The organism is Pacificimonas pallii (assembly GCF_019204005.1).
Lineage (GTDB): Bacteria > Pseudomonadota > Alphaproteobacteria > Sphingomonadales > Sphingomonadaceae > Pacificimonas > Pacificimonas pallii.
Genome location: NZ_JAGSPA010000001.1, coordinates 311,029 through 328,825, shown reverse-complemented (window position 1 = coordinate 328,825; position 17,797 = coordinate 311,029). Strand labels below are relative to the sequence as shown.

The following is a 17,797-nucleotide window of genomic DNA, read 5'->3' as shown; positions in this document are numbered from 1 at the left end:
TGATGGCTGACGAGAAAACGATTCCTTCGGTCGCTAATGATCCCACGCCCGGCGAGGCACCGCCTGCCGCGACCAATCCGCAGGGTGCGCCGTCCAACGAGCGCGGCGGCCCGGGCGGCGGCCGTGGTCCTGGCGGTCCCGGTGGCGGACGTGGACGTGGCGGCCCTGGTGGCGGTCGCGGCGGCCCTGGTGGTCCTGGCGGCGGCCGTGGTCGCGGCGGTCCCGGCGGCGGCCGTGGTCGTGACAATCGCGGTGGCCGCGGTGGTCGCGGCGGTGACGATACCGGCGAAGAGCTGATCGAGAAGCTGGTCCACATTAACCGCGTCTCCAAGACGGTGAAGGGCGGTAAGCGCTTTGGTTTTGCTGCACTCGTCGTTGTCGGCGATGGCAAGGGCCGCGCCGGTTTCGGTCACGGCAAGGCACGCGAAGTGCCAGAGGCGATCAACAAGGCCACGGCCGCGGCAAAGAAGGCAATGGTCCGTGTACCACTGCGTGATGGCCGTACGCTGCACCATGACGGCTATGGCCGGTTCGGTGCCGGTAAGGTGCATGTGCGCAGCGCGCCGCAGGGTACCGGCATCATCGCCGGTGGTCCGATGCGCGCCGTCTTTGAAAGCCTTGGCGTTGCCGATGTGGTGACCAAGTCGGTCGGTACGTCGAACCCCTATAACATGATCCGTGCCACGTTCGAGGCCCTGGGCGACCAGTCCAGTCCGAAGACGGTGGCGCAGCGTCGCGGTAAGAAAATCAGTGAACTGGTCGGACGCCGCGAAGATGTTCAACCTGCTGCTGAGGCAGTCGAGGCAGAAGCGGAAGCTCCTGCCGAAGCAACTGCGGAGTAAGTCCCCATGGCAAAGAAGCAGATGATGAAGGTCAAGCAGATCGGTTCGCCGATCCGCCGCCCGGAAAAGCAGCGCAGGACGCTGGCTGGCCTGGGTCTCGGCAAAATGCACAGGGTCGTCGAACTGGAGGACACGCCCGCGACGCGCGGCATGGTCAATTCCATTCCTCACCTTGTGCAGGTCGTCGAGGACTAAATCCCCTCACCTTGCCCACTATCGGGGCAAGGCCATTTCTGATCCCATTCAGCGCGAACAAAAGCGAAAGCGAGTGCACATTATGAAAATTTCCGACCTCAAGGATAATGACGGCGCGCGGAAATCCCGCATGCGTGTCGGCCGCGGCGAAGGCAGCGGCAAGGGCAAGACCGCCGGTCGCGGCATGAAGGGCCAGAAGAGCCGTTCGGGCGTTGCCATCAAAGGCTTCGAAGGCGGCCAGATGCCCCTTCACATGCGGATCCCGAAGCGTGGCTTCAACAATCCTTTCGGCAAGGATTATGCAGAGCTGAACCTTGGCATGCTGCAAAAGGCCATCGACGCGAAGAAAGTGAAAGCCGGAACGCTGGACGAGGACGGTCTTCGTGAGGCCGGTATCATTCGCGGCGGCAAGCACGGTGTCAGCCTGCTTGCGAAGGGCGAACTGAAATCGAAGATCGAGATCACAGTCGCGCGTGCGTCCAAGGGTGCTGTCGAGGCGGTCGAAAAAGCCGGTGGCAGTGTTACCCAGACCGTTGGCCCAAAAGTGTTCAAGAAAGAGAAGCGGGGCGCCTAGCCCTCACTTGCCTGTTTCCGTCATTTCGGCGCAGGTCGGAAATCATCTGCTGCGACGGAAAATGAGGTCGCAGGCATTCGGGATGGGCTCCGGCCTTTGCCGGGGTGACGCTTCAGCAGGCGGGGCTTCGGCATATGGTAACTCTCCGGCCGAGCCCCTATGTTCCAACGCAGTCAGTAAAGCGGGAACCGAAATTCAATGGCATCAGCAGCTGAACAGCTCGCAGCAGGTCTTAGCTGGTCGTCCTTTTCGAAGGCATCCGACCTAAAGAAGCGCATCCTCTTTACGCTGGGTGCGCTTGTCGTCTTCCGGCTGTGTTCCTTCGTCCCGCTTCCGGGTATCGATCCGCAGCAACTGGAATCCCTGTTCGACCGCACACGCGGCGGCGTTCTCGATTTCGTGAACATGTTCTCAGGCGGCGCGCTTGAGCGTATGTCGATCGTCGCGCTTAACATCATGCCGTATATTACGGCCTCAATCATCGTACAGCTGATGACCTCTCTCTCGCCCACCATGGCGGCCCTGAAGAAAGAGGGCGAAAGCGGCCGGAAGAAAATCAATCAATATACCCGCATGGGTACCGTCGTCCTGACCCTGTTCCAGGGCTATGGCATCGCTGTCGGTCTGGAGGGCTGGGGCGGCGAAGCCTCCGCCGTGATCGATCCGGGCTGGTTTTTCCGCATAACGACGATGATCACGCTGCTTGGCGGTACGATGTTCCTGATGTGGCTGGGCGAGCAGATCACCGCACGCGGCATCGGTAACGGCATTTCGCTGATCATCATGGCCGGTATCGTCGCCACGCTGCCGGGTGCCTTTGTCGGCATTTTCGAGCAGAACCGCACCGGTTCGATCGGCGACTTCGCGGTCGTCATGATCGTTGTCGGTGCGATCGGTGTCATCGCCGGTATCTGCTTCATGGAGCGTGCCCAGCGCCGTGTTCTTGTGCAATATCCCAAGCGTCAGACCGCGCGGGGGCGTCCGGCGCAGGCCGAGACGTCGCACCTGCCGCTGAAGCTGAACACCGCGGGCGTGATCCCGCCGATTTTTGCGTCCTCGCTTTTGCTGATGCCGCTGACCGTGGCACAGTTTTCCGGCGGCGGTGCGGGTCCTGGCGGCGCGGCGCCCGCTGAATCCGATGGCAGCATGCTGGGGGATATCATGATCCAGCTGACGACCGCGCTGCAACACGGAACGCCGCTATACATGGCGCTTTACGGCATCGGCATCGCGTTCTTCTGTTTTTTCTACACGGCCATCGTCTTCAACCCCGAAGAGACGGCGGACAATCTAAAGCGCCAGGGCGGCTTCATTCCCGGCATTCGTCCCGGTAAGCGCACGGCGGATTATCTGGACCATGTTCTGTCGCGGATTACGACGGTGGGCGCGGCTTATCTGGTGGTCATCTGCCTGCTGCCGGAATGGGTTATGGGGGCTTACGGTCTCGCTCTGCTGTTTGGCGGTACCAGCCTGCTCATCGTCGTCAATGTGACGATGGATACGGTCGCACAAATCCAGTCACACCTGCTTGCGCATCAGTATGAAGGCCTTATCAAGAAGGCCAAGCTGCGAGGCAAGCGGCGTTAAAAACGGGGATAGCTGCGGCGTGAACATCATACTTCTTGGCCCGCCGGGGGCAGGCAAGGGGACGCAGGCCTCCCTGCTGGAACGCGATCGCGGCATGGTGCAGCTGTCGACCGGGGACATGCTGCGTGCCGCCGTGAAAGCGGGCACGCCCACGGGTCAGATGGCCGATGAGATCATGAAAGCGGGCAAGCTGTTCCCCGATGATCTGATGGGCGAAATCGTCGGCCAGTATATGGACAATCTGGAACCCGGTGTCGGTCTGATCTTCGACGGGTTTCCGCGCACGGTTGCCCAGGCATCCATTCTGGACGAATTGCTTGCCGCCCGAAACAAGACGCTGCACCACGTGATTGAATTATCCGTCGACGAGGCGGCGCTGGTCGATCGTGTCGAAGGGCGCTTTACGTGCAAGGCCTGCGGTGAGGGCTATCATGACCGTCACAAGCAGCCGAAGGTTGAAAATACCTGCGATATCTGCGGTGCCCACGAGTTTAAACGGCGCGCGGACGACAATGCTGAAACCGTTCATGCGCGCCTGAACGAGTATCGCGCAAAGACGGCCCCGATCCTTCCCATTTATGAAGAGCGGGGCATGGTCAGCCGGATCGATGGCATGGCCTCGATGGATGACGTGCGCAGCAGTATCGCGCGCATATTGGATGCGTAAAGCGGCGCTTGCGCTTACCGCTTCCGGCGCGCTTTTCGCGGCCGCCATTGCCCACGCACAGTCCATGGCAGCGTCTGCGCCCGCCAGCCGCGCGCAGATGACGGTTGTGCCTGTCGATTCAATGGCGGAGATGTTTCGCCGCACCTGGGAAATGAGCAACCAGCCAGTTGCGCGCATCACCGTGCCATTGCATGGCGGATTGATGGAATTCGCGGTGCCGCGCGATTGGGTACCGGCCATGCAGTTGCGGAACAGCAGCGATTTTATCATGTTCTTCATTCCGCAAGAGGAGGTCTTCCCAAACTGGACGGAGGCCCTTGTCATCCAGTCGAGCCGAGGACTGGCTCTTCATCCCCGCAAAACAATTGCCGACATTGCCGAAACGGCTTTCAAACCACCGACCTGCGCCGGTGAGGTCCTTTGGTCGGAAACCGGCATGCGCGTGATCGGCGAGGGCACCGAGGCGTTTGTCGCGCGTACCGGCTGTGCCAGTCTCACCAGCGACGTGACGCGGGCAGAAGCTACGATTGTGGCCTTCGTCCAGACGGACCGCGGCGGCTCGGCGGTCCTGCGCATGCGGCGCTTTCCGGCTGACGACGCGCTGATGACGAGCAGCGTAACGGATGCGCTCGCCGACCTTGGCGAAATCATCTTCTGCGCGGCGGCCACGAATGAGCGTTGCCGCGATATTCATGCGCGTGAGGCGGCCAGACAGAGCGTGCCGCAGCGGCCCGATGCCGCGATCGCTGGGCAGGAAAAAGAGGAGACGAAGCCATGAGGCGACAAACCGGCGGGCGCCGCATTCATGCTGGCATGGCCATGTTGCTTTCGGCCGCCTCCCCCGCATGGGCGGCAAGTGAAGTGTCCGATCACGGCTTCGTCGTTGCGAATAGCGTCGTCGCGGCTGCCCCGCCGGAACAGGTCTGGGCCGTCCTGATCGAACCGTCCGCTTTCTGGGATCCGGAGCATGGTTATTCCGGTGCCGCAGAAAATTTCTCGCTGGAGCCCATCGCTGGAGGGTGCTTTTGCGAAGCGCTTCCGGATGCCGGCTCCGCCGAACATATGCGCGTCGTCATGGCCGTGCCGCACAATACGCTCAGGCTTTCCGGTGCGCTGGGACCGCTGCAGGCCGAGGGACTTGTGGGCACGCTGACCTGGACCCTGAGGCCGCGCGCCAATGGCGGGACAGATATCAGTCAGACCTATGTCGTTGGCGGTCATATGCGCTTTCCGGTCGAACAGATCGCTGTGGCGGTCGAAAGGGTGTTGCAGGAGCAGCTCGACAGGCTTGCCATTTCAGCCGATCGCCGCGCGAACGCGGAATGATGCGCTGCCAGTTCGTGCCGGGGTCACTTCTTTCGCAGGTTGCTCACGGCCGCAGGCGGGTCGGCGGACGATACGGATGAGCCAATTACAGGATGGGGCGTGAGCGCCGCCTTTTTGAACCATGTGCGGCTTGACACTTACCGAGTCGCCTCCTATCTGACGCGCTTCGGCGCAATACCGAGACTTCTGCATGTATGGTTACCGGCCGGGCGTTCGCCCCTGCCGGTGCGGTGCATTGCAACAAACGCTATGAGATGGGCAGGTCATTCAGACCGGTAATGCCCGTGGAGCTGAGGAGAAACTTTTCGTGGCACGCATTGCGGGCGTTAATATCCCGACCAATAAACGGGTCGAGATCGCTCTTACCTATATTCACGGGATTGGACGCACGTCCGCTCTCGATATCGTCAACAAGCTGAAAATTCCGCGTGAACGCCGGGTCCAGGACCTGACGGAGCAGGAAGTCATCAGCATTCGCGAGATGATCGACGCCGACCACCAGGTCGAAGGTGATCTTCGCCGCGAAGTTTCGATGAACATCAAGCGCCTGATGGATCTCGCGAGTTATCGCGGCCTTCGTCATCGTCGCGGCCTGCCCGTTCGCGGACAGCGTACGCACACCAACGCCCGTACCCGCAAGGGCAAGGCGAAGCCGATCGCCGGCAAGAAAAAGTAGAGGGCGCGAGTCATGGCAAAAGAACCAGGCCGCATCCGGCGGCGCGAACGTAAAAATATTACATCCGGCGTCGCTCATGTGAATGCCACTTTCAACAACACCATGGTGACGATCACCGACGCACAGGGCAACGCGATCAGCTGGTCCTCCGCCGGTATGATGGGTTTCAAGGGCAGTCGTAAATCGACGCCTTACGCCGCTCAGGTCGCCGCCGAAGATGCGGGCCGCAAGGCACAGGAACATGGAATGCGCACGCTCGAGGTCGAGGTGCGTGGGCCGGGTTCAGGCCGTGAATCGGCGCTGCGCGCACTGAGTGCAATCGGATTTACGATCACGGCCATCCGTGACGTGACGCCGATCCCGCACAACGGCGTTCGCGCGCCAAAGCGCCGCCGCGTCTGATCTACCGCGAGAAGGGGCCACGTCCTGTGCCCCTCTCGCATCACGCTGGATGCTCAACAGCACCCGGCGTACCGCTAAACTCCCGAAGGGAACTCACTAGATGGCCGTCAACGCGAAGAACTGGCAGGAACTCACGAAACCGACCGTCCTGGAAACCAAAGGAACGGTCTCGGGTCGCCGTGCAACTTTCGTCGCGGAACCCCTCGAGCGCGGCTTCGGCCTGACGCTCGGTAACGCGCTGCGCCGCGTACTGCTCTCATCGCTGCAGGGTGCGGCGATCACGTCGATCAAGCTGGATGGCGCGCTGCACGAATTCTCCTCGCTTCCGGGCGTGCGTGAGGATGTCACCGACATTGTCCTCAACGTGAAGCAGATCGCGCTGAAAATGGAAGGCACCGAGCAGAAGCGCCTGCAGCTTTCCGCAACGGGCCCGGGCGAAGTGAAGGCCGGGCAGATCGCCGTGTCTTCCGACATGGAAATCATGAACCCGGATCTGGTCATCTGTCATCTGGATGATGGCGCGACGCTCAATCTCGAGCTGACGGCGAATACCGGCAAGGGCTACGCAACGGCCGCCGCGAACCGCGCTGCCGACGCGCCGATCGGCCTGATCCCCGTCGATTCGCTTTATGCGCCGATCAAAACCGTCAGCTACAAGGTCGAGAACGCCCGCGTCGGTCAGGAACTGGATTATGACCGCCTGCTGCTGACCGTGGAATCCGATGGTACCGTGTCGCCTGAAGACGCGATTGCCTATGCGGCACGCATTCTTCAGGACCAGCTGGCGCTCTTCATCAACTTCGAAGAGCCGAGCGCGATCCAGGCTGCGCCGTCCACCGCGCAGGGCCAGGAAGAAGATGATGACGATCAGGTCAATCGCTTCCTTCTGAAGAAGGTCGACGAGCTGGAACTCAGCGTCCGTTCGGCGAACTGCCTGAAAAACGACAATATTATTTATATTGGCGACCTGGTGCAGAAAACGGAGGCGGAGATGCTCCGCACGCCGAACTTCGGCCGCAAGTCGCTCAATGAGATCAAGGAAGTCCTCTCCTCCATGGGCCTGCGTCTCGGCATGGAACTGCCAGGCTGGCCGCCGGAGAACATTGAGGAAATGGCCAAGAAGATGGAACAGGATCTGCTTGGCTAAGTCGATTCTCTTCTCTCCCAAGGGGGAGGGGAGGATTACAAGATCCGGCAGAATTCCCTGCCAGCACTGGGGTACCTGATACGGCCCCCTTACGAACGAAAAGGAATGACCGATGCGTCATCGTCACGGACAAGCGAAACTTCAGCGCACCTCCAGCCACCGGACGGCGCTGCTGCGCAACATGGCCGCTGCGCTCATCAAGCATGAGCAGATCAAGACCACGGTTCCCAAGGCAAAGGCGCTGCGCCCCTATGTCGAGAAGCTGGTGACACTCGCCAAGAAGGGCGGCCTTTCCAATCGCCGTCTGGCTATGTCCCGCCTGATGGATGAGGATCAGCTGAAGAAGCTTTTCGACGTCATGGCTGATCGCTACGCTGACCGGCCGGGCGGTTATACGCGCGTTCTGAAGCTTGGCATGCGTCGTTCAGATGCCGCCCCGATGGCGATCATCGAGTTCGTCGATCGTGATACCGCCGCGCGCGGGCAGGATTCCGGTCCGGCCATGAACGAGGAAGAACTCGAGAGCGAGGGCTAAGCCCGTCTGCCCGGGGTTTTCTTTCGACTGCCCCGTATCCATGCGTACCCAATAGAAACAGGGCCGACCCGGTAAGATGCCGGGTCGGCCCTGCTTGTGTTTGATATGAGGGTAAGTGGGGGCGATATGAGCCGCTCCTGCACATATCGCTTATGTTTCTTCTTGTCCGGCGTTTAGTGCAGGCGCGCGACAATCAGTCCGCAGGTATCCGTCCCGCGCGGGCATTTCACATCCGCGTGTACCAGCGCTCTTCCGCCGACGTGACTCACCATCGACGCGAGCCGGTCGTCCTCGGTGATGCCCAGCGATGGACGCGGGACATCCTGCGCGAACAGTGTCGTACCGTCCAGCGCCAGACCGTGGCGGGAATCATTGCTCGTGATCATGTTCCCCGCCATGTCGAAAAGCGCGACGCCTGCGAAAGACGGATAAAAGCGCGTGAAGCTGTTCATCCGCATGGTCGCACCATTAACGCTCGGCCGGTCATTCGGGAACATGGCAGCCAGACGCAGCGGCATATCTCCGGCGAGCGACCGTATCAGTGCGAGGCATTGCCCGTCATTATGGCGGCCTTCGTGCAGGCGATGCTTGTCTATCAGGATCGAGGGCGCGTCAGTGCATTCGTTTTCAAGGGTATCCAGCAGTTGCAACTGCGAGTTACCAAGCATGACACCCTCCCCTGAACGCGAATACTCGCCACCACAGCGAATCGGACGCGCGAATCGCCCACTAAGCTATGCTAACAAGGTTACATTAAGTTTTAGTTGACTGCGAATCACTCAGGATTCGGGCGACCGGTTCGTGCGTGCGATCAGCCGAGCCCCTGCTTGCTTTGAAGAGGGCGATCGCGCAGACTTTTGATCATGACCCTAGCATTTCAGTTCGAATATGGCCCCAGGATTCTCTCGGGTTCCGGAAGCAGCGCAAGGCTTGCCGCCCTATTGCCGGATGGTCCGGTTTTATTCGTCACCGACGCGACCATCCGGGAGCTTGGTATCGCAGATGTCGCGCTCGCCGCTCTGGGATCGCAGGATGTCGAGATTTTCGATGCCGTCGAGGCGGATCCGAGCGCCGCGACGGTGGAGTCGTGCGTTGCTGCGGGCCGCGCTGTCGGCGCAGCGTCCGTCGTGGGCTTTGGAGGCGGCAGCCCCATGGATGTCGCCAAGGCCGTTGCATATCTCCTTGGATCCGGCGATGCGCTCGGCGATATTTACGGCGTCGGGATGGCGACAGGCACGCGCCTCCCCTTGGTTCTGGTGCCAACCACTGCCGGTACCGGGTCGGAGGCGACACCGATCTCTATCCTCACCGTCGGCGACGGGGAAAAGAAGGGCATCGTGTCGCCCGCACTCTATGCCGACCACGCCATTCTGGATGCCGATCTGACGCTTGGCCTGCCGCGCCTTGTGACCGCGGCGACGGGCATCGATGCCATGGTGCATGCCATTGAAGCGTTCACCTCGAAGCGGCTGAAAAATCCCGTGTCCGACGCGCTCGCCCGTGAGGCCCTGCGTGTCCTGGCGGCCAATATACGCACGGCCTGCGTCACGCCGGACGACCGCGAAGCGCGGGGCCAGATGCTGCTCGGCGCGCATCTGGCTGGTGTGGCTTTTTCCAATGCGCCGGTCGCAGGCGTCCATGCGCTGGCCTATCCGCTTGGCGGCCGTTTCCACGTGCCGCACGGACTGTCGAATGCGCTGATGCTGCCGCATGTCCTTGGCCATAACATGCCGGCCGCGCGCGTTTTGTACGCCGACCTCGCTGTGGATGTGGATCCATCTCTCGCCGGCCTGGGTGCGCAGGCGCGGGCGCAGGGCCTTGTCGAGGCGCTTGTCGCCATTGCGGCCGACACCGGCCTCAGCCCACGCCTTCGCGATGTTGGCGTGTCAGCGGATGATATCGACCTGCTCGCCGATGAGGCGATGAAACAGGAGCGTCTGCTGATCAACAATCCCGTCGCCATTGACCGCAACGACGCGCGACGACTTTACGAAGCCGCCCTATGAGCGCCAGAACCGACAGATCGCCATTGAAGCCGCGCAGTGCCTATCGGGTGTTCCGACCGATTGTGACACGCTGGTCCGACAATGACGTCTACGGCCATGTGAACAATGTCGTCTATTATGGCTGGTTCGATACGGCGGTGAACGCGCATCTGATCGAAGCGGGCCTGCTTGATATCGAACACGGCACCGTCATCGGGCTGGTCGTGGAAACCGGCTGCCAATATGCGGCGGCGCTGGCGTTCCCGCAGACGGTTGAGGCTGGCATCAGGGTGGCAAGACTGGGCAACTCGAGCGTGCGCTACGAAGTCGGTATTTTCGCTGAGGGTGAACAGGAACCCGCAGCGGAAGGTTTCTTTGTCCACGTTTATGTCGACCGTGAAACCCGGCGCCCGGTAAATGTGCCTGACGATTGGCGCGCCGCGCTTTCCGCTCTGGCGGAATGATGGTTCAGGACCGGTACAGCCAAGCCAGGGCATAGCGATTCGCCAGATTACGGGAGGGCACCCCAAGCATGTTTACCAGCATCCGACTCGGCATCATCGCCGCTCTGCTCGCGTCCAGCTATGCGACGGCGGCGGATGCGCATCGCCGCCATCACCGGCACAATCATGACCGCTTCGACGTCGGCGATGCGATCATCGGTGCGGTTGTTCTTGGCGCGGTCGTTGGCATCCTGAACGGCAGCAAGAACCGTAACCGCGATGAGCGCCGGGGCGAGCCGCTGCCGCCCGCACCCTACCCCGATGATCGCTATCCGGGTGACGCTTATCCAGGTGACCGCGTGGATGACCGCGATGCGGGCTGGAACGACGACGGCGAGTGGTCGCGGGCCGACCCTGAATATGCCAGTCGCTTCCCGTCCGAACGCGCCGCGATCAATGCCTGCGCCCGCGAGGCCGAAGCCCTCGGCCGCCGGTACGGCGCGGATGCCCGCGTGTCCTATATTGGCGGTGTCTCGCCAGAGGGCAGCGAATATCGGGTCACCGGCCGAATGGAGACCGACATCGCCAGCGAAGAGCGCGTGCCATTTGACAGTTTCACCTGTTTTGCCGACGGTAGCCGGATCACCGGTTTCCGCTACAGCTAATTTGCCGGAAAGGGACCGACATGATGATGAAATCAATCGCAGCGGGCGCTCTTCTTTCCTGCGCTGCACCTGCAATGGCGCAGATAATCGATCCGGAACTGAGCAACACCTACGAAGCGCCAAGCGAAGGCAGCCGCTGGGCGGAGCCCGATGCGGTCGAGGCGGGCGTAGATGCCGCGATCTACGGCGCAGCGCACGTCGTTGCAGAGGCGCTGGGCATTGATGATAACACGCTGGCGCGCAAGCGCGCGACGAAGGAAGTGCGGCGCGCGCAGGTTTCGCAGGACTTGATCCCGTCCTTCTCCTGGGAGGTTGATTCGGACGAAATCGGTCCGCCCGATCCCGAAAAGCTTAGTCTTGCCCGGGCTTGTGCCGAGGATGTTGTCAATTACGACGTGCTCGATGCGCGTATTGTGTCTGTTAGCGCTGTCGAGCCTCAGGGTATATTGCACCGCGTGACGGGCCGCGCATTGGCGCCCTTCGGCGAAACGGATTTCCAGTGCGATGTGAAGCCGTCGGGCAGGATCACGCGCTTCGCCCTCGCGCCGCGCTAGACAGAATCCTTCCCCGGGCGTAACCGCCCCTGCATGAGCGTCACACCCACCGAAACCATCCTCGTCGTCGATTTTGGCAGTCAGGTCACACAGCTGATTGCGCGCCGCGTGCGCGAGGCCGGCGTCTATTCCGAAATCGCACCCTATTCGAAGGCCGAGGAGGCCTTTGAACGACTGCAGCCGAAGGGCATCATCCTGTCCGGCGGCCCCGACAGCGTCACCAATGCGGACGCGCCCGGTATCCCGCAGTCCTTTCTGACCGCGGGCATTCCGGTTTTCGGTATCTGCTATGGCCAGCAGGTCATGGCGGACCAGCTGGGCGGCAAGGTCGAGAATGCCGATATGGGCGAATTTGGCCGTGCGTTCATTGAAGTGAAGAAGGACTGCGCGCTGTTCCATGGCCTGTGGCAGACGGGCGAGCGGCATCAGGTCTGGATGAGCCATGGCGACAAGGTCGATCACCTGCCGGACGGCTTCGAAGTCGTTGCCCATTCCGACAATGCGCCCTTTGCGGCCGTCGCCGACGAAAAACGCAAATTCTACGGCGTCCAGTTTCACCCGGAGGTGGTGCACACGCCCGACGGCGGAAAGCTGATTGCGAATTTCGCGCGGCACATCTGCGCCATTCAGGAAGAATGGACGATGGCGGAATTCCGTGCGCAGAAAATCGCCGAGATCCGCGAACAGGTCGGCGGCAGAAAAGTGATCTGCGGCCTATCGGGCGGCGTCGATTCGTCCGTCGCGGCCGTCCTGATCCACGAAGCGATTGGCGAACAGCTGACCTGTGTTTTTGTCGATCACGGGCTCCTCAGGGCGGGCGAGGCGGAGCAGGTCGTCAGCCTGTTTCGCGGGCATTATGACATGCCGCTCGTCCACGTCGAAGCCGAAGAGCGCTTTCTGGCGGGGCTTGCCGGAGTCACCGACCCGGAGAAAAAACGCAAGTTCATCGGCGCGACCTTCATCGATGTGTTCGACGAAGAGGCCGAAAGGATCGGCGGCGCGGATTTTCTGGCGCAGGGCACCCTTTATCCCGACGTGATCGAATCGGTGTCCTTCACCGGCGGCCCCAGCGTGACGATCAAGTCGCACCACAATGTCGGCGGCCTGCCGGAACGCATGAAGATGGACCTGGTCGAGCCGCTGCGCGAACTGTTCAAGGACGAGGTCCGCGCGCTTGGCCGCGAGCTTGGCCTGCCGGAACCATTTGTGGGCAGGCATCCTTTCCCCGGTCCCGGTCTTGCGATCCGCATTCCGGGCGAGGTGACGAAAGAAGCCTGCGATACGCTGCGCAAGGCCGACGCCATCTATCTCGACGAGATACGCAAGGCGGGTTTGTACGATGCGATCTGGCAGGCCTTCGCCGTGCTGCTGCCCGTGCGTACTGTGGGCGTCATGGGCGATCACCGGACCTATGACCGTGTTTGCGGTCTGCGCGCGGTCACCTCCACCGATGGCATGACGGCGGACGTATACCCGTTCAGCGCCGAATTCCTGTCGAACGTGGCCACGCGTATCGTCAATGAAGTGAAGGGCATCAACCGCGTGGTCTATGACTACACGTCGAAACCGCCCGGCACGATAGAGTGGGAATAGCGGTCGTCAGGCCATGCCGAAATGGTCGGTGACAATGGCCGCGATGTCGGCGTGCACGTCGTCAACGCCCATGGGGTTCGGTACATTCAGATAGCTGACAAGAAGGACTGGCCCGCGCGTTGATCCCGCGGGGGGTATCGCAAAGGCCACATCGTTCGACTGGTTGCGGTCACTGGTGCCGGTTTTGTCCCCTGAAATCCACGTCGGGGGAAGGCCCGCCCGAAGCCGGTTCAGGCCGGTTTTCGCGCCCACCATCCAGTCCTGCAGGATGGCCTGAGACGGCGCGCCAAGCCCGCCGCCGAACAGCATGTGCGCCATGATCTTCACCATGGCGTCCGGGGTCGACGTGTCCCTTGGATCGCCCGGCACATTTTCGTTCAAGGCCGGCTCCAGCCGGTCGAGCCGGGTGATGGCGTCGCCCGCGTCCCGGGCCATGGCGGTAAATCCGGCGGGTCCGCCGAGATCTTTCAGAAGCAGGTTCGCGGCGGTGTTGTCGCTCGTTTGAATGGTGGCGCTGACCAGTTCGTCAACGCGCATCCCCTGTCCCGCGCGCGGTTTCGTCACCGGGGAATGAAAAACCAGATCATCCGCCTCGACCATAATCACCCGGTCGAGCGCTTCGGCGCCGTGCTCGACCCGTTGCAGGACGAAGGCGCCGAGCAGCCATTTGAAAGTGGAACACATCGCAAACCGCTCCGCGCCGCGATGCGCAATTGTGGCGCTTCCCTCCAGATCGAGTGCCGCCACGCCGATGCGTCCGCCGGCGCGCGCCTCCAGATCGACGAAGCGGCGTGCAGGATCATCGGCGGTCCCGGTCGCGCTACCCGTTTGCACCGCGCATGCCGCGACGAAAGGAAAAAGGGCAATGGCGCCTGCGATGTGGCGCCGTGTTGGTAGATGGACAGCCATAGCGAATTTCCCGCTGATAAGGAGGTACCAGCGGTTAGCGAAATAGGCGCGATGAGAACAACCCAGAGTCCAACTATTTTCCGCGCAAGGGTCCCGCGCACATAAGCTGCCGTTCGATGCGGTCTGTCGGCTGACCCGATAGGAACCGTCTGCCACGGCGCGGTAGCTGAGGCGAAATATGTTTGCCATGCGAACCACCAGAATTTTTCACAAGGCGGTGTTCTTGATACGTTCGATGAACTCGTGCATCCTGCGGCGCGATGCAGCTTGGCCTTGGACTTGACGATAATGCCGCGAAGCTTCGCGACATTCATGCGCGCCTGATCGCGCGGTTCGGGCGTCATGCGCGGCCTCTGGGTACACGTTTCGATCCTGAGGCGCAGCTGGTGCAGGGCGTGATTGGCGCGCGCACGAAAACGGCGGTGTCCAACCGCTCCACCCGCGCGATGCTGGCGCATTATGGCAGCTGGCTGGCCGTGTCCCGTGCGCCGCTGACTGAGCTGAAAGGGTTTCTGGAAACCGCCACCTTTCCCGACATCGCCGCGACCCGGCTGAAGGCTGCGCTGACCGCGATCGTCGATCAGCGCGGCGATGTGGATCTGTCGCATCTTCGGGATATGAGCGTTGCGGATGCCATGGCCTGGCTGGAAACGCTGCCCGGCATTGCCCGCAAGATCAGCGCCGGTGTCATGAATGCGAGTACCATGAACCGGCCCGCCATGGTCATCGATTCGCACCACCGACGCGTTTTGCAGCGGCTTGGTCTTGTTTCGCGCAGCGCCGATACGCGGCGTGCCTATGATGCCATTGTCCCGGCCCAGCCGGACGACTGGTCGGCGATGGATATGGACGAGCATCACATGCTGATGAAGCGGCTGGGCCAGACCTACTGCCGCCCGAAATCCCCGGATTGCGCGCGCTGCCCGCTTGCCGGCATATGCGGCAAAGTGGGCGTAGAACCGGCTGGCGGGATCAGCGTTCACTAGGGCATGGCCAAAGCGAAAAAGACGCTTCAGCCCCGAGAGCTCGCCTCGCTGGATGTCGAAACCATGTTCCGGCGCCTGTCGGATGCCATGCCCGGCAATTGGCGCGATGATCATGGCGGCGCCAAAGGCCCCAAGGGCCAGCCCGACGCCTTTCGCGCCTGCGTCGCTTGCATGCTGTCCGCACAGTCGCTCGATACCAACACGGCGAAGGCCGCGGAACAACTGTTCGCCATCGCGAAGACGCCCGAAGCGATGCTGGCGCTGGACGACGATACGCTGATCGATGCCATCCGCCCGGCCGGCCTTTACAACAACAAGGCGAAGTCCATTCGGAAGTTCTGCGCTGCCCTGATGGAAAGAGGCGGCACCGTACCGGAAAGCCGCGCGGGTCTGATGGAGATGCCCGGCATTGGCCGCAAATGTGCTGACATCGTCATGAGTTTCACATTCGGCGCGAATGTGATCGCGGTCGACACGCATGTCGGCCGCGTCTGCAATCGCACCGGCCTTGCGCCCGGCAAGACCGAAGCGAAGGTCGCCGAACGCCTGGACAAACGCGCACCCGAATGGGCAAAGGCCGAGGGGCATTTCTGGCTGATCCAGTTTGGCAAGAAAATCTGCACCAGCCGCGCGCCCAAATGCAGCGACTGCTTCCTGCGCGATCTATGTCTGTGGGAGAATAAGGCTCGCTAGGCGCCAGCGCGTTTCCGGTAGGACGCGCGGTGCGTATCGCGGATCTCAACAGTGATCTCGGTACTGACAGGCATGGCCGATATGGCCGCCGTCATCAGCGCGTCCGACAATGCCGCCTTCTCATCATCGCTGCGGCCGCCCATCATGGCCAGTGACAGATGCAGGAAGGCGCGGATCTCGCCCGCGACCAGATAGCTGTGGAATCCCTGCGCCCGCAGTTTGACGTTTGCCGCGTCAATGCTGGGATTGATGTCGCATGCCTTCATCAGGGCGGTGAACAGCGCAGGAATGGCGTTTCGCGTTTCGACGTCCTTCGAATGTTCGGCGATCAGATGCGGCATGTTCATTTCCAAGGCTGTCATTGCCTGACGATCCGTTTAGAGCCTCAGCCAGGGACGAACAGCCGGGAAAGAGATTTGCGATGACACCGACAGCGAAAATCCTCCTTCTGGGCTCCGGCGAGCTGGGCCGCGAGTTCGTCATTTCGGCGAAACGGCTGGGCTGCCACGTCATCGCCTGCGATTCCTATCCCGCCGCGCCCGCGATGCAGGTCGCGGACGAGGCGGAGGTCTTCTCGATGCTGGACGGCGATGCGCTGGGGCGGGTGATCGCGCGCCACCAACCGGACTTTATCGTGCCCGAGATCGAGGCGATCCGGACCGAGGTGCTGGCGGACTATGAGGCGAAGGGTTTCACCGTCGTTCCCTCCGCCCGCGCCGCGCAGCTGACCATGAACCGCGATGCGATCCGCGATCTGGCGGCGCGCGCGCTTGGCTTGACGACGTCGCCCTACCGCTATGCCGAAAGCGCAGAGGAATTGCGCACCGCGGCGGCCGCCATTGGTGTGCCTCTGGTGGTGAAACCCGTCATGTCCTCCAGCGGCAAGGGACAAAGTACCGTGCGCGATCTCGCCGATCTTGACGCCGCATGGGACTATGCCGCCGCCGGTATGCGCGGCGACCGGGTGCGGGTGATCGCGGAGGGGTTCGTTGATTTCGACTATGAGATTACATTGCTGACAATCCGTGCGCAGGACGGCGTCCATTTCTGCGCGCCCATTGGACACCGTCAGGAACGCGGCGATTACCGCGAAAGCTGGCAACCGGCGGCAATGACAGGTGCCGCGCTCGCCGCCGCGCAGGATATGGCCCGGCGCGTGGTCGATGCCCTTGGCGGGCACGGCATTTTCGGCGTTGAGTTTTTCGTGAAGGGCGATGCGGTGATCTTTTCCGAACTCAGCCCGCGCCCGCATGATACCGGTATGGTCACGCTGACCAGCCAGGCCCTGACGCAGTTCGATCTGCATGCCCGCGCGATTCTCGGCCTGCCGATTCCCGGGATGACGCAGTTCGGACCCGCAGCGAGCGCCGTGATCCTTGCCGATCGCGATGCGGAGGATTTCTCGGTATCGGGAATCGCCGAAGCCCTGGCAGTGCCCGCCGATCATGTGGACGTCCGCATTTTCGGCAAGCCCGTCACCCGCCCCTACCGCCGCATGGGCGTTGCGCTCGCCCGCGCGGCGGATGCTGAATCGGCACGCGCCGCCGCCATCAACGCCGCCGGATGCGTGCGCATAGTTTACGGAGACAAGACATGACCAAGATGTACGGCATACCCAATTGCGACACGGTACGAACGGCCAAGAAGGCGCTGGATGCGGCGGGCACCGCCTATGTATTTCACGACTATAAGAAGGCCGGGGCCGATGCGGCCCGGATTGAGGGCTGGGCCAGGACGGTCGGCATGGACCGCCTGCTGAACAAGCGCGGCACGACCTGGCGGAAACTGGACGAGGCCGAGCAGGCACGGGCCGAAGATCTCGCCGGTGCCGCCGCGCTGATGGCGGAAAACCCGTCGCTGATCAAACGTCCGGTCATCGAACATGGCGAGAAGGTGCTGGTTGGCTTCAACGAGGCGGAATGGACGGCGAACGGGCTGCTGTAGCGCGCGTGCCGACGATTTTCACCCATGCGGCCGTTCCGCCCGCCGTTCATGCAAAGGTGCGCCGCGCCTTCGTT

General features: G+C 62.1%; 23 protein-coding genes. 20 read left to right on the top strand and 3 right to left on the bottom strand.

The genetic code is table 11. The annotated features are described in order from the left end of the window. The first annotated feature begins 2 nt into the window (after positions 1 to 2). The 11 genes from rpsE (at position 3) to rplQ (ending at position 7,951) form a co-directional block, all read left to right on the top strand. Positions 3 to 842, top strand: coding sequence for a 30S ribosomal protein S5 (rpsE, locus tag KCG44_RS01515; protein WP_255536252.1), 840 nt, complete (start codon positions 3 to 5; stop codon positions 840 to 842). A gap of 6 nt (positions 843 to 848) precedes the next feature. Continuing rightward, a complete protein-coding gene (gene rpmD / locus KCG44_RS01510; RefSeq protein ID WP_218443769.1) occupies positions 849 to 1,037 on the top strand; it encodes a 50S ribosomal protein L30 in 189 nt (62 codons plus the stop codon). An 82-nt stretch (positions 1,038 to 1,119) separates the two neighbouring features. Further along, entirely contained in the window at positions 1,120 to 1,611 is a 492-nt protein-coding gene (gene rplO, locus KCG44_RS01505; RefSeq protein WP_218443768.1) for a 50S ribosomal protein L15, read from the top strand. A gap of 198 nt (positions 1,612 to 1,809) precedes the next feature. Further along, positions 1,810 to 3,198, top strand: a complete 1,389-nt coding sequence (gene secY, locus KCG44_RS01500; protein WP_218443766.1) for a preprotein translocase subunit SecY — start codon at positions 1,810 to 1,812, stop codon at positions 3,196 to 3,198. Positions 3,199 to 3,217: 19 nt separating this feature from the next. Then, the gene (locus KCG44_RS01495; RefSeq protein ID WP_218443765.1) at positions 3,218 to 3,865 is read left to right on the top strand and encodes an adenylate kinase; all 648 of its coding nucleotides are present in this window, start codon (positions 3,218 to 3,220) and stop codon (positions 3,863 to 3,865) included. Next, positions 3,858 to 4,643, top strand: a complete 786-nt coding sequence (locus tag KCG44_RS01490; protein WP_218443764.1) for a hypothetical protein — start codon at positions 3,858 to 3,860, stop codon at positions 4,641 to 4,643. Before KCG44_RS01495 ends, KCG44_RS01490 begins: the two co-directional genes overlap by 8 nt. Beyond that, positions 4,640 to 5,191, top strand: coding sequence for an SRPBCC family protein (locus KCG44_RS01485; protein ID WP_218443763.1), 552 nt, complete (start codon positions 4,640 to 4,642; stop codon positions 5,189 to 5,191). Before KCG44_RS01490 ends, KCG44_RS01485 begins: the two co-directional genes overlap by 4 nt. A 307-nt stretch (positions 5,192 to 5,498) precedes the next feature. Further along, complete coding sequence (gene rpsM / locus KCG44_RS01480) at positions 5,499 to 5,867, top strand: 30S ribosomal protein S13 (protein WP_218443761.1); 369 nt, start codon at positions 5,499 to 5,501, stop codon at positions 5,865 to 5,867. Between the two features lie 12 nt (positions 5,868 to 5,879). Further along, positions 5,880 to 6,269 carry a 30S ribosomal protein S11 gene (rpsK, locus tag KCG44_RS01475; RefSeq protein ID WP_218443760.1) on the top strand — a complete coding sequence of 130 codons (390 nt, stop codon included), beginning with the start codon at positions 5,880 to 5,882 and terminating at the stop codon, positions 6,267 to 6,269. 100 nt (positions 6,270 to 6,369) lie between these two features. Next, on the top strand, positions 6,370 to 7,416 hold the full coding sequence (locus tag KCG44_RS01470; RefSeq protein WP_218443759.1) for a DNA-directed RNA polymerase subunit alpha: 1,047 nt from the start codon (positions 6,370 to 6,372) through the stop codon (positions 7,414 to 7,416). 112 nt (positions 7,417 to 7,528) lie between these two features. Continuing rightward, a complete protein-coding gene (gene rplQ, locus KCG44_RS01465) occupies positions 7,529 to 7,951 on the top strand; it encodes a 50S ribosomal protein L17 (RefSeq protein ID WP_218443757.1) in 423 nt (140 codons plus the stop codon). Between the two features lie 173 nt (positions 7,952 to 8,124). Here rplQ and KCG44_RS01460 read toward each other — a convergent pair whose 3' ends face one another. Further along, the gene (locus KCG44_RS01460; RefSeq protein WP_218443756.1) at positions 8,125 to 8,619 is read right to left on the bottom strand and encodes a hypothetical protein; all 495 of its coding nucleotides are present in this window, start codon (positions 8,617 to 8,619) and stop codon (positions 8,125 to 8,127) included. Positions 8,620 to 8,814: 195 nt separating this feature from the next. Between KCG44_RS01460 and KCG44_RS01455 the strand changes: the two genes are divergently transcribed. From KCG44_RS01455 to guaA, 5 genes are all read left to right on the top strand, one after another. Then, positions 8,815 to 9,957, top strand: a complete 1,143-nt coding sequence (locus tag KCG44_RS01455) for an iron-containing alcohol dehydrogenase (RefSeq protein ID WP_218443755.1) — start codon at positions 8,815 to 8,817, stop codon at positions 9,955 to 9,957. After that, positions 9,954 to 10,400 (top strand): acyl-CoA thioesterase, encoded by a 447-nt coding sequence (locus KCG44_RS01450; RefSeq protein ID WP_218443753.1) that lies wholly within the window; start codon positions 9,954 to 9,956, stop codon positions 10,398 to 10,400. Before KCG44_RS01455 ends, KCG44_RS01450 begins: the two co-directional genes overlap by 4 nt. A 68-nt stretch (positions 10,401 to 10,468) precedes the next feature. Beyond that, positions 10,469 to 11,044, top strand: a complete 576-nt coding sequence (locus tag KCG44_RS01445) for a hypothetical protein (RefSeq protein ID WP_218443751.1) — start codon at positions 10,469 to 10,471, stop codon at positions 11,042 to 11,044. Positions 11,045 to 11,064: 20 nt separating this feature from the next. After that, positions 11,065 to 11,598: a hypothetical protein gene (locus KCG44_RS01440; RefSeq protein WP_218443750.1), complete on the top strand. Its 534-nt coding sequence runs from the start codon at positions 11,065 to 11,067 to the stop codon at positions 11,596 to 11,598. A gap of 33 nt (positions 11,599 to 11,631) precedes the next feature. Beyond that, entirely contained in the window at positions 11,632 to 13,191 is a 1,560-nt protein-coding gene (gene guaA / locus KCG44_RS01435; RefSeq protein WP_218443749.1) for a glutamine-hydrolyzing GMP synthase, read from the top strand. A 6-nt stretch (positions 13,192 to 13,197) separates the two neighbouring features. On the opposite strand, the gene bla is transcribed toward guaA, so the two are convergent. Beyond that, complete coding sequence (gene bla / locus KCG44_RS01430) at positions 13,198 to 14,100, bottom strand: class A beta-lactamase (protein ID WP_218443747.1); 903 nt, start codon at positions 14,098 to 14,100, stop codon at positions 13,198 to 13,200. Positions 14,101 to 14,360: 260 nt separating this feature from the next. On the opposite strand from bla, the gene KCG44_RS01425 reads away from it, so the two are divergent. Both KCG44_RS01425 and KCG44_RS01420 read left to right on the top strand, forming a co-directional pair. After that, positions 14,361 to 15,086 carry an endonuclease III domain-containing protein gene (locus KCG44_RS01425; protein ID WP_218443746.1) on the top strand — a complete coding sequence of 242 codons (726 nt, stop codon included), beginning with the start codon at positions 14,361 to 14,363 and terminating at the stop codon, positions 15,084 to 15,086. A 3-nt stretch (positions 15,087 to 15,089) separates the two neighbouring features. Next, complete coding sequence (locus KCG44_RS01420) at positions 15,090 to 15,779, top strand: endonuclease III domain-containing protein (protein ID WP_218443745.1); 690 nt, start codon at positions 15,090 to 15,092, stop codon at positions 15,777 to 15,779. Here the strand turns inward: KCG44_RS01420 and KCG44_RS01415 are convergent. Next, positions 15,776 to 16,141 (bottom strand): 5-carboxymethyl-2-hydroxymuconate Delta-isomerase, encoded by a 366-nt coding sequence (locus tag KCG44_RS01415; RefSeq protein WP_218443743.1) that lies wholly within the window; start codon positions 16,139 to 16,141, stop codon positions 15,776 to 15,778. The genes KCG44_RS01420 and KCG44_RS01415 overlap by 4 nt on opposite strands. A 59-nt stretch (positions 16,142 to 16,200) precedes the next feature. Between KCG44_RS01415 and purT the strand changes: the two genes are divergently transcribed. Together purT and KCG44_RS01405 are read left to right on the top strand one after the other, a co-directional pair. Continuing rightward, the gene (purT, locus tag KCG44_RS01410; protein WP_218443742.1) at positions 16,201 to 17,376 is read left to right on the top strand and encodes a formate-dependent phosphoribosylglycinamide formyltransferase; all 1,176 of its coding nucleotides are present in this window, start codon (positions 16,201 to 16,203) and stop codon (positions 17,374 to 17,376) included. Next, positions 17,373 to 17,723, top strand: coding sequence for an arsenate reductase (locus tag KCG44_RS01405; RefSeq protein WP_218443741.1), 351 nt, complete (start codon positions 17,373 to 17,375; stop codon positions 17,721 to 17,723). Before purT ends, KCG44_RS01405 begins: the two co-directional genes overlap by 4 nt. Positions 17,724 to 17,797 lie beyond the last annotated feature (74 nt).

What these genes read in the sequence shown, in the direction of transcription:
- KCG44_RS01425 (WP_218443746.1), top strand. Translation starts at nt 14,361, where the DNA reads ATGCAGCTTGGCCTTGGACTTGACGATAATGCCGCGAAGCTTCGCGAC.
- KCG44_RS01445 (WP_218443751.1), top strand. Translation starts at nt 10,469, where the DNA reads ATGTTTACCAGCATCCGACTCGGCATCATCGCCGCTCTGCTCGCGTCC.
- KCG44_RS01420 (WP_218443745.1), top strand. Translation starts at nt 15,090, where the DNA reads ATGGCCAAAGCGAAAAAGACGCTTCAGCCCCGAGAGCTCGCCTCGCTG.
- KCG44_RS01440 (WP_218443750.1), top strand. Translation starts at nt 11,065, where the DNA reads ATGATGATGAAATCAATCGCAGCGGGCGCTCTTCTTTCCTGCGCTGCA.
- KCG44_RS01450 (WP_218443753.1), top strand. Translation starts at nt 9,954, where the DNA reads ATGAGCGCCAGAACCGACAGATCGCCATTGAAGCCGCGCAGTGCCTAT.
- rpsK (WP_218443760.1), top strand. Translation starts at nt 5,880, where the DNA reads ATGGCAAAAGAACCAGGCCGCATCCGGCGGCGCGAACGTAAAAATATT.
- secY (WP_218443766.1), top strand. Translation starts at nt 1,810, where the DNA reads ATGGCATCAGCAGCTGAACAGCTCGCAGCAGGTCTTAGCTGGTCGTCC.
- guaA (WP_218443749.1), top strand. Translation starts at nt 11,632, where the DNA reads ATGAGCGTCACACCCACCGAAACCATCCTCGTCGTCGATTTTGGCAGT.
- purT (WP_218443742.1), top strand. Translation starts at nt 16,201, where the DNA reads ATGACACCGACAGCGAAAATCCTCCTTCTGGGCTCCGGCGAGCTGGGC.
- KCG44_RS01490 (WP_218443764.1), top strand. Translation starts at nt 3,858, where the DNA reads ATGCGTAAAGCGGCGCTTGCGCTTACCGCTTCCGGCGCGCTTTTCGCG.
- bla (WP_218443747.1), bottom strand. Translation starts at nt 14,100, where the DNA reads ATGGCTGTCCATCTACCAACACGGCGCCACATCGCAGGCGCCATTGCC.
- rpmD (WP_218443769.1), top strand. Translation starts at nt 849, where the DNA reads ATGGCAAAGAAGCAGATGATGAAGGTCAAGCAGATCGGTTCGCCGATC.
- KCG44_RS01470 (WP_218443759.1), top strand. Translation starts at nt 6,370, where the DNA reads ATGGCCGTCAACGCGAAGAACTGGCAGGAACTCACGAAACCGACCGTC.
- rplQ (WP_218443757.1), top strand. Translation starts at nt 7,529, where the DNA reads ATGCGTCATCGTCACGGACAAGCGAAACTTCAGCGCACCTCCAGCCAC.
- KCG44_RS01485 (WP_218443763.1), top strand. Translation starts at nt 4,640, where the DNA reads ATGAGGCGACAAACCGGCGGGCGCCGCATTCATGCTGGCATGGCCATG.
- KCG44_RS01460 (WP_218443756.1), bottom strand. Translation starts at nt 8,619, where the DNA reads ATGCTTGGTAACTCGCAGTTGCAACTGCTGGATACCCTTGAAAACGAA.
- KCG44_RS01415 (WP_218443743.1), bottom strand. Translation starts at nt 16,141, where the DNA reads ATGACAGCCTTGGAAATGAACATGCCGCATCTGATCGCCGAACATTCG.
- KCG44_RS01405 (WP_218443741.1), top strand. Translation starts at nt 17,373, where the DNA reads ATGACCAAGATGTACGGCATACCCAATTGCGACACGGTACGAACGGCC.
- rplO (WP_218443768.1), top strand. Translation starts at nt 1,120, where the DNA reads ATGAAAATTTCCGACCTCAAGGATAATGACGGCGCGCGGAAATCCCGC.
- KCG44_RS01455 (WP_218443755.1), top strand. Translation starts at nt 8,815, where the DNA reads ATGACCCTAGCATTTCAGTTCGAATATGGCCCCAGGATTCTCTCGGGT.
- rpsE (WP_255536252.1), top strand. Translation starts at nt 3, where the DNA reads ATGGCTGACGAGAAAACGATTCCTTCGGTCGCTAATGATCCCACGCCC.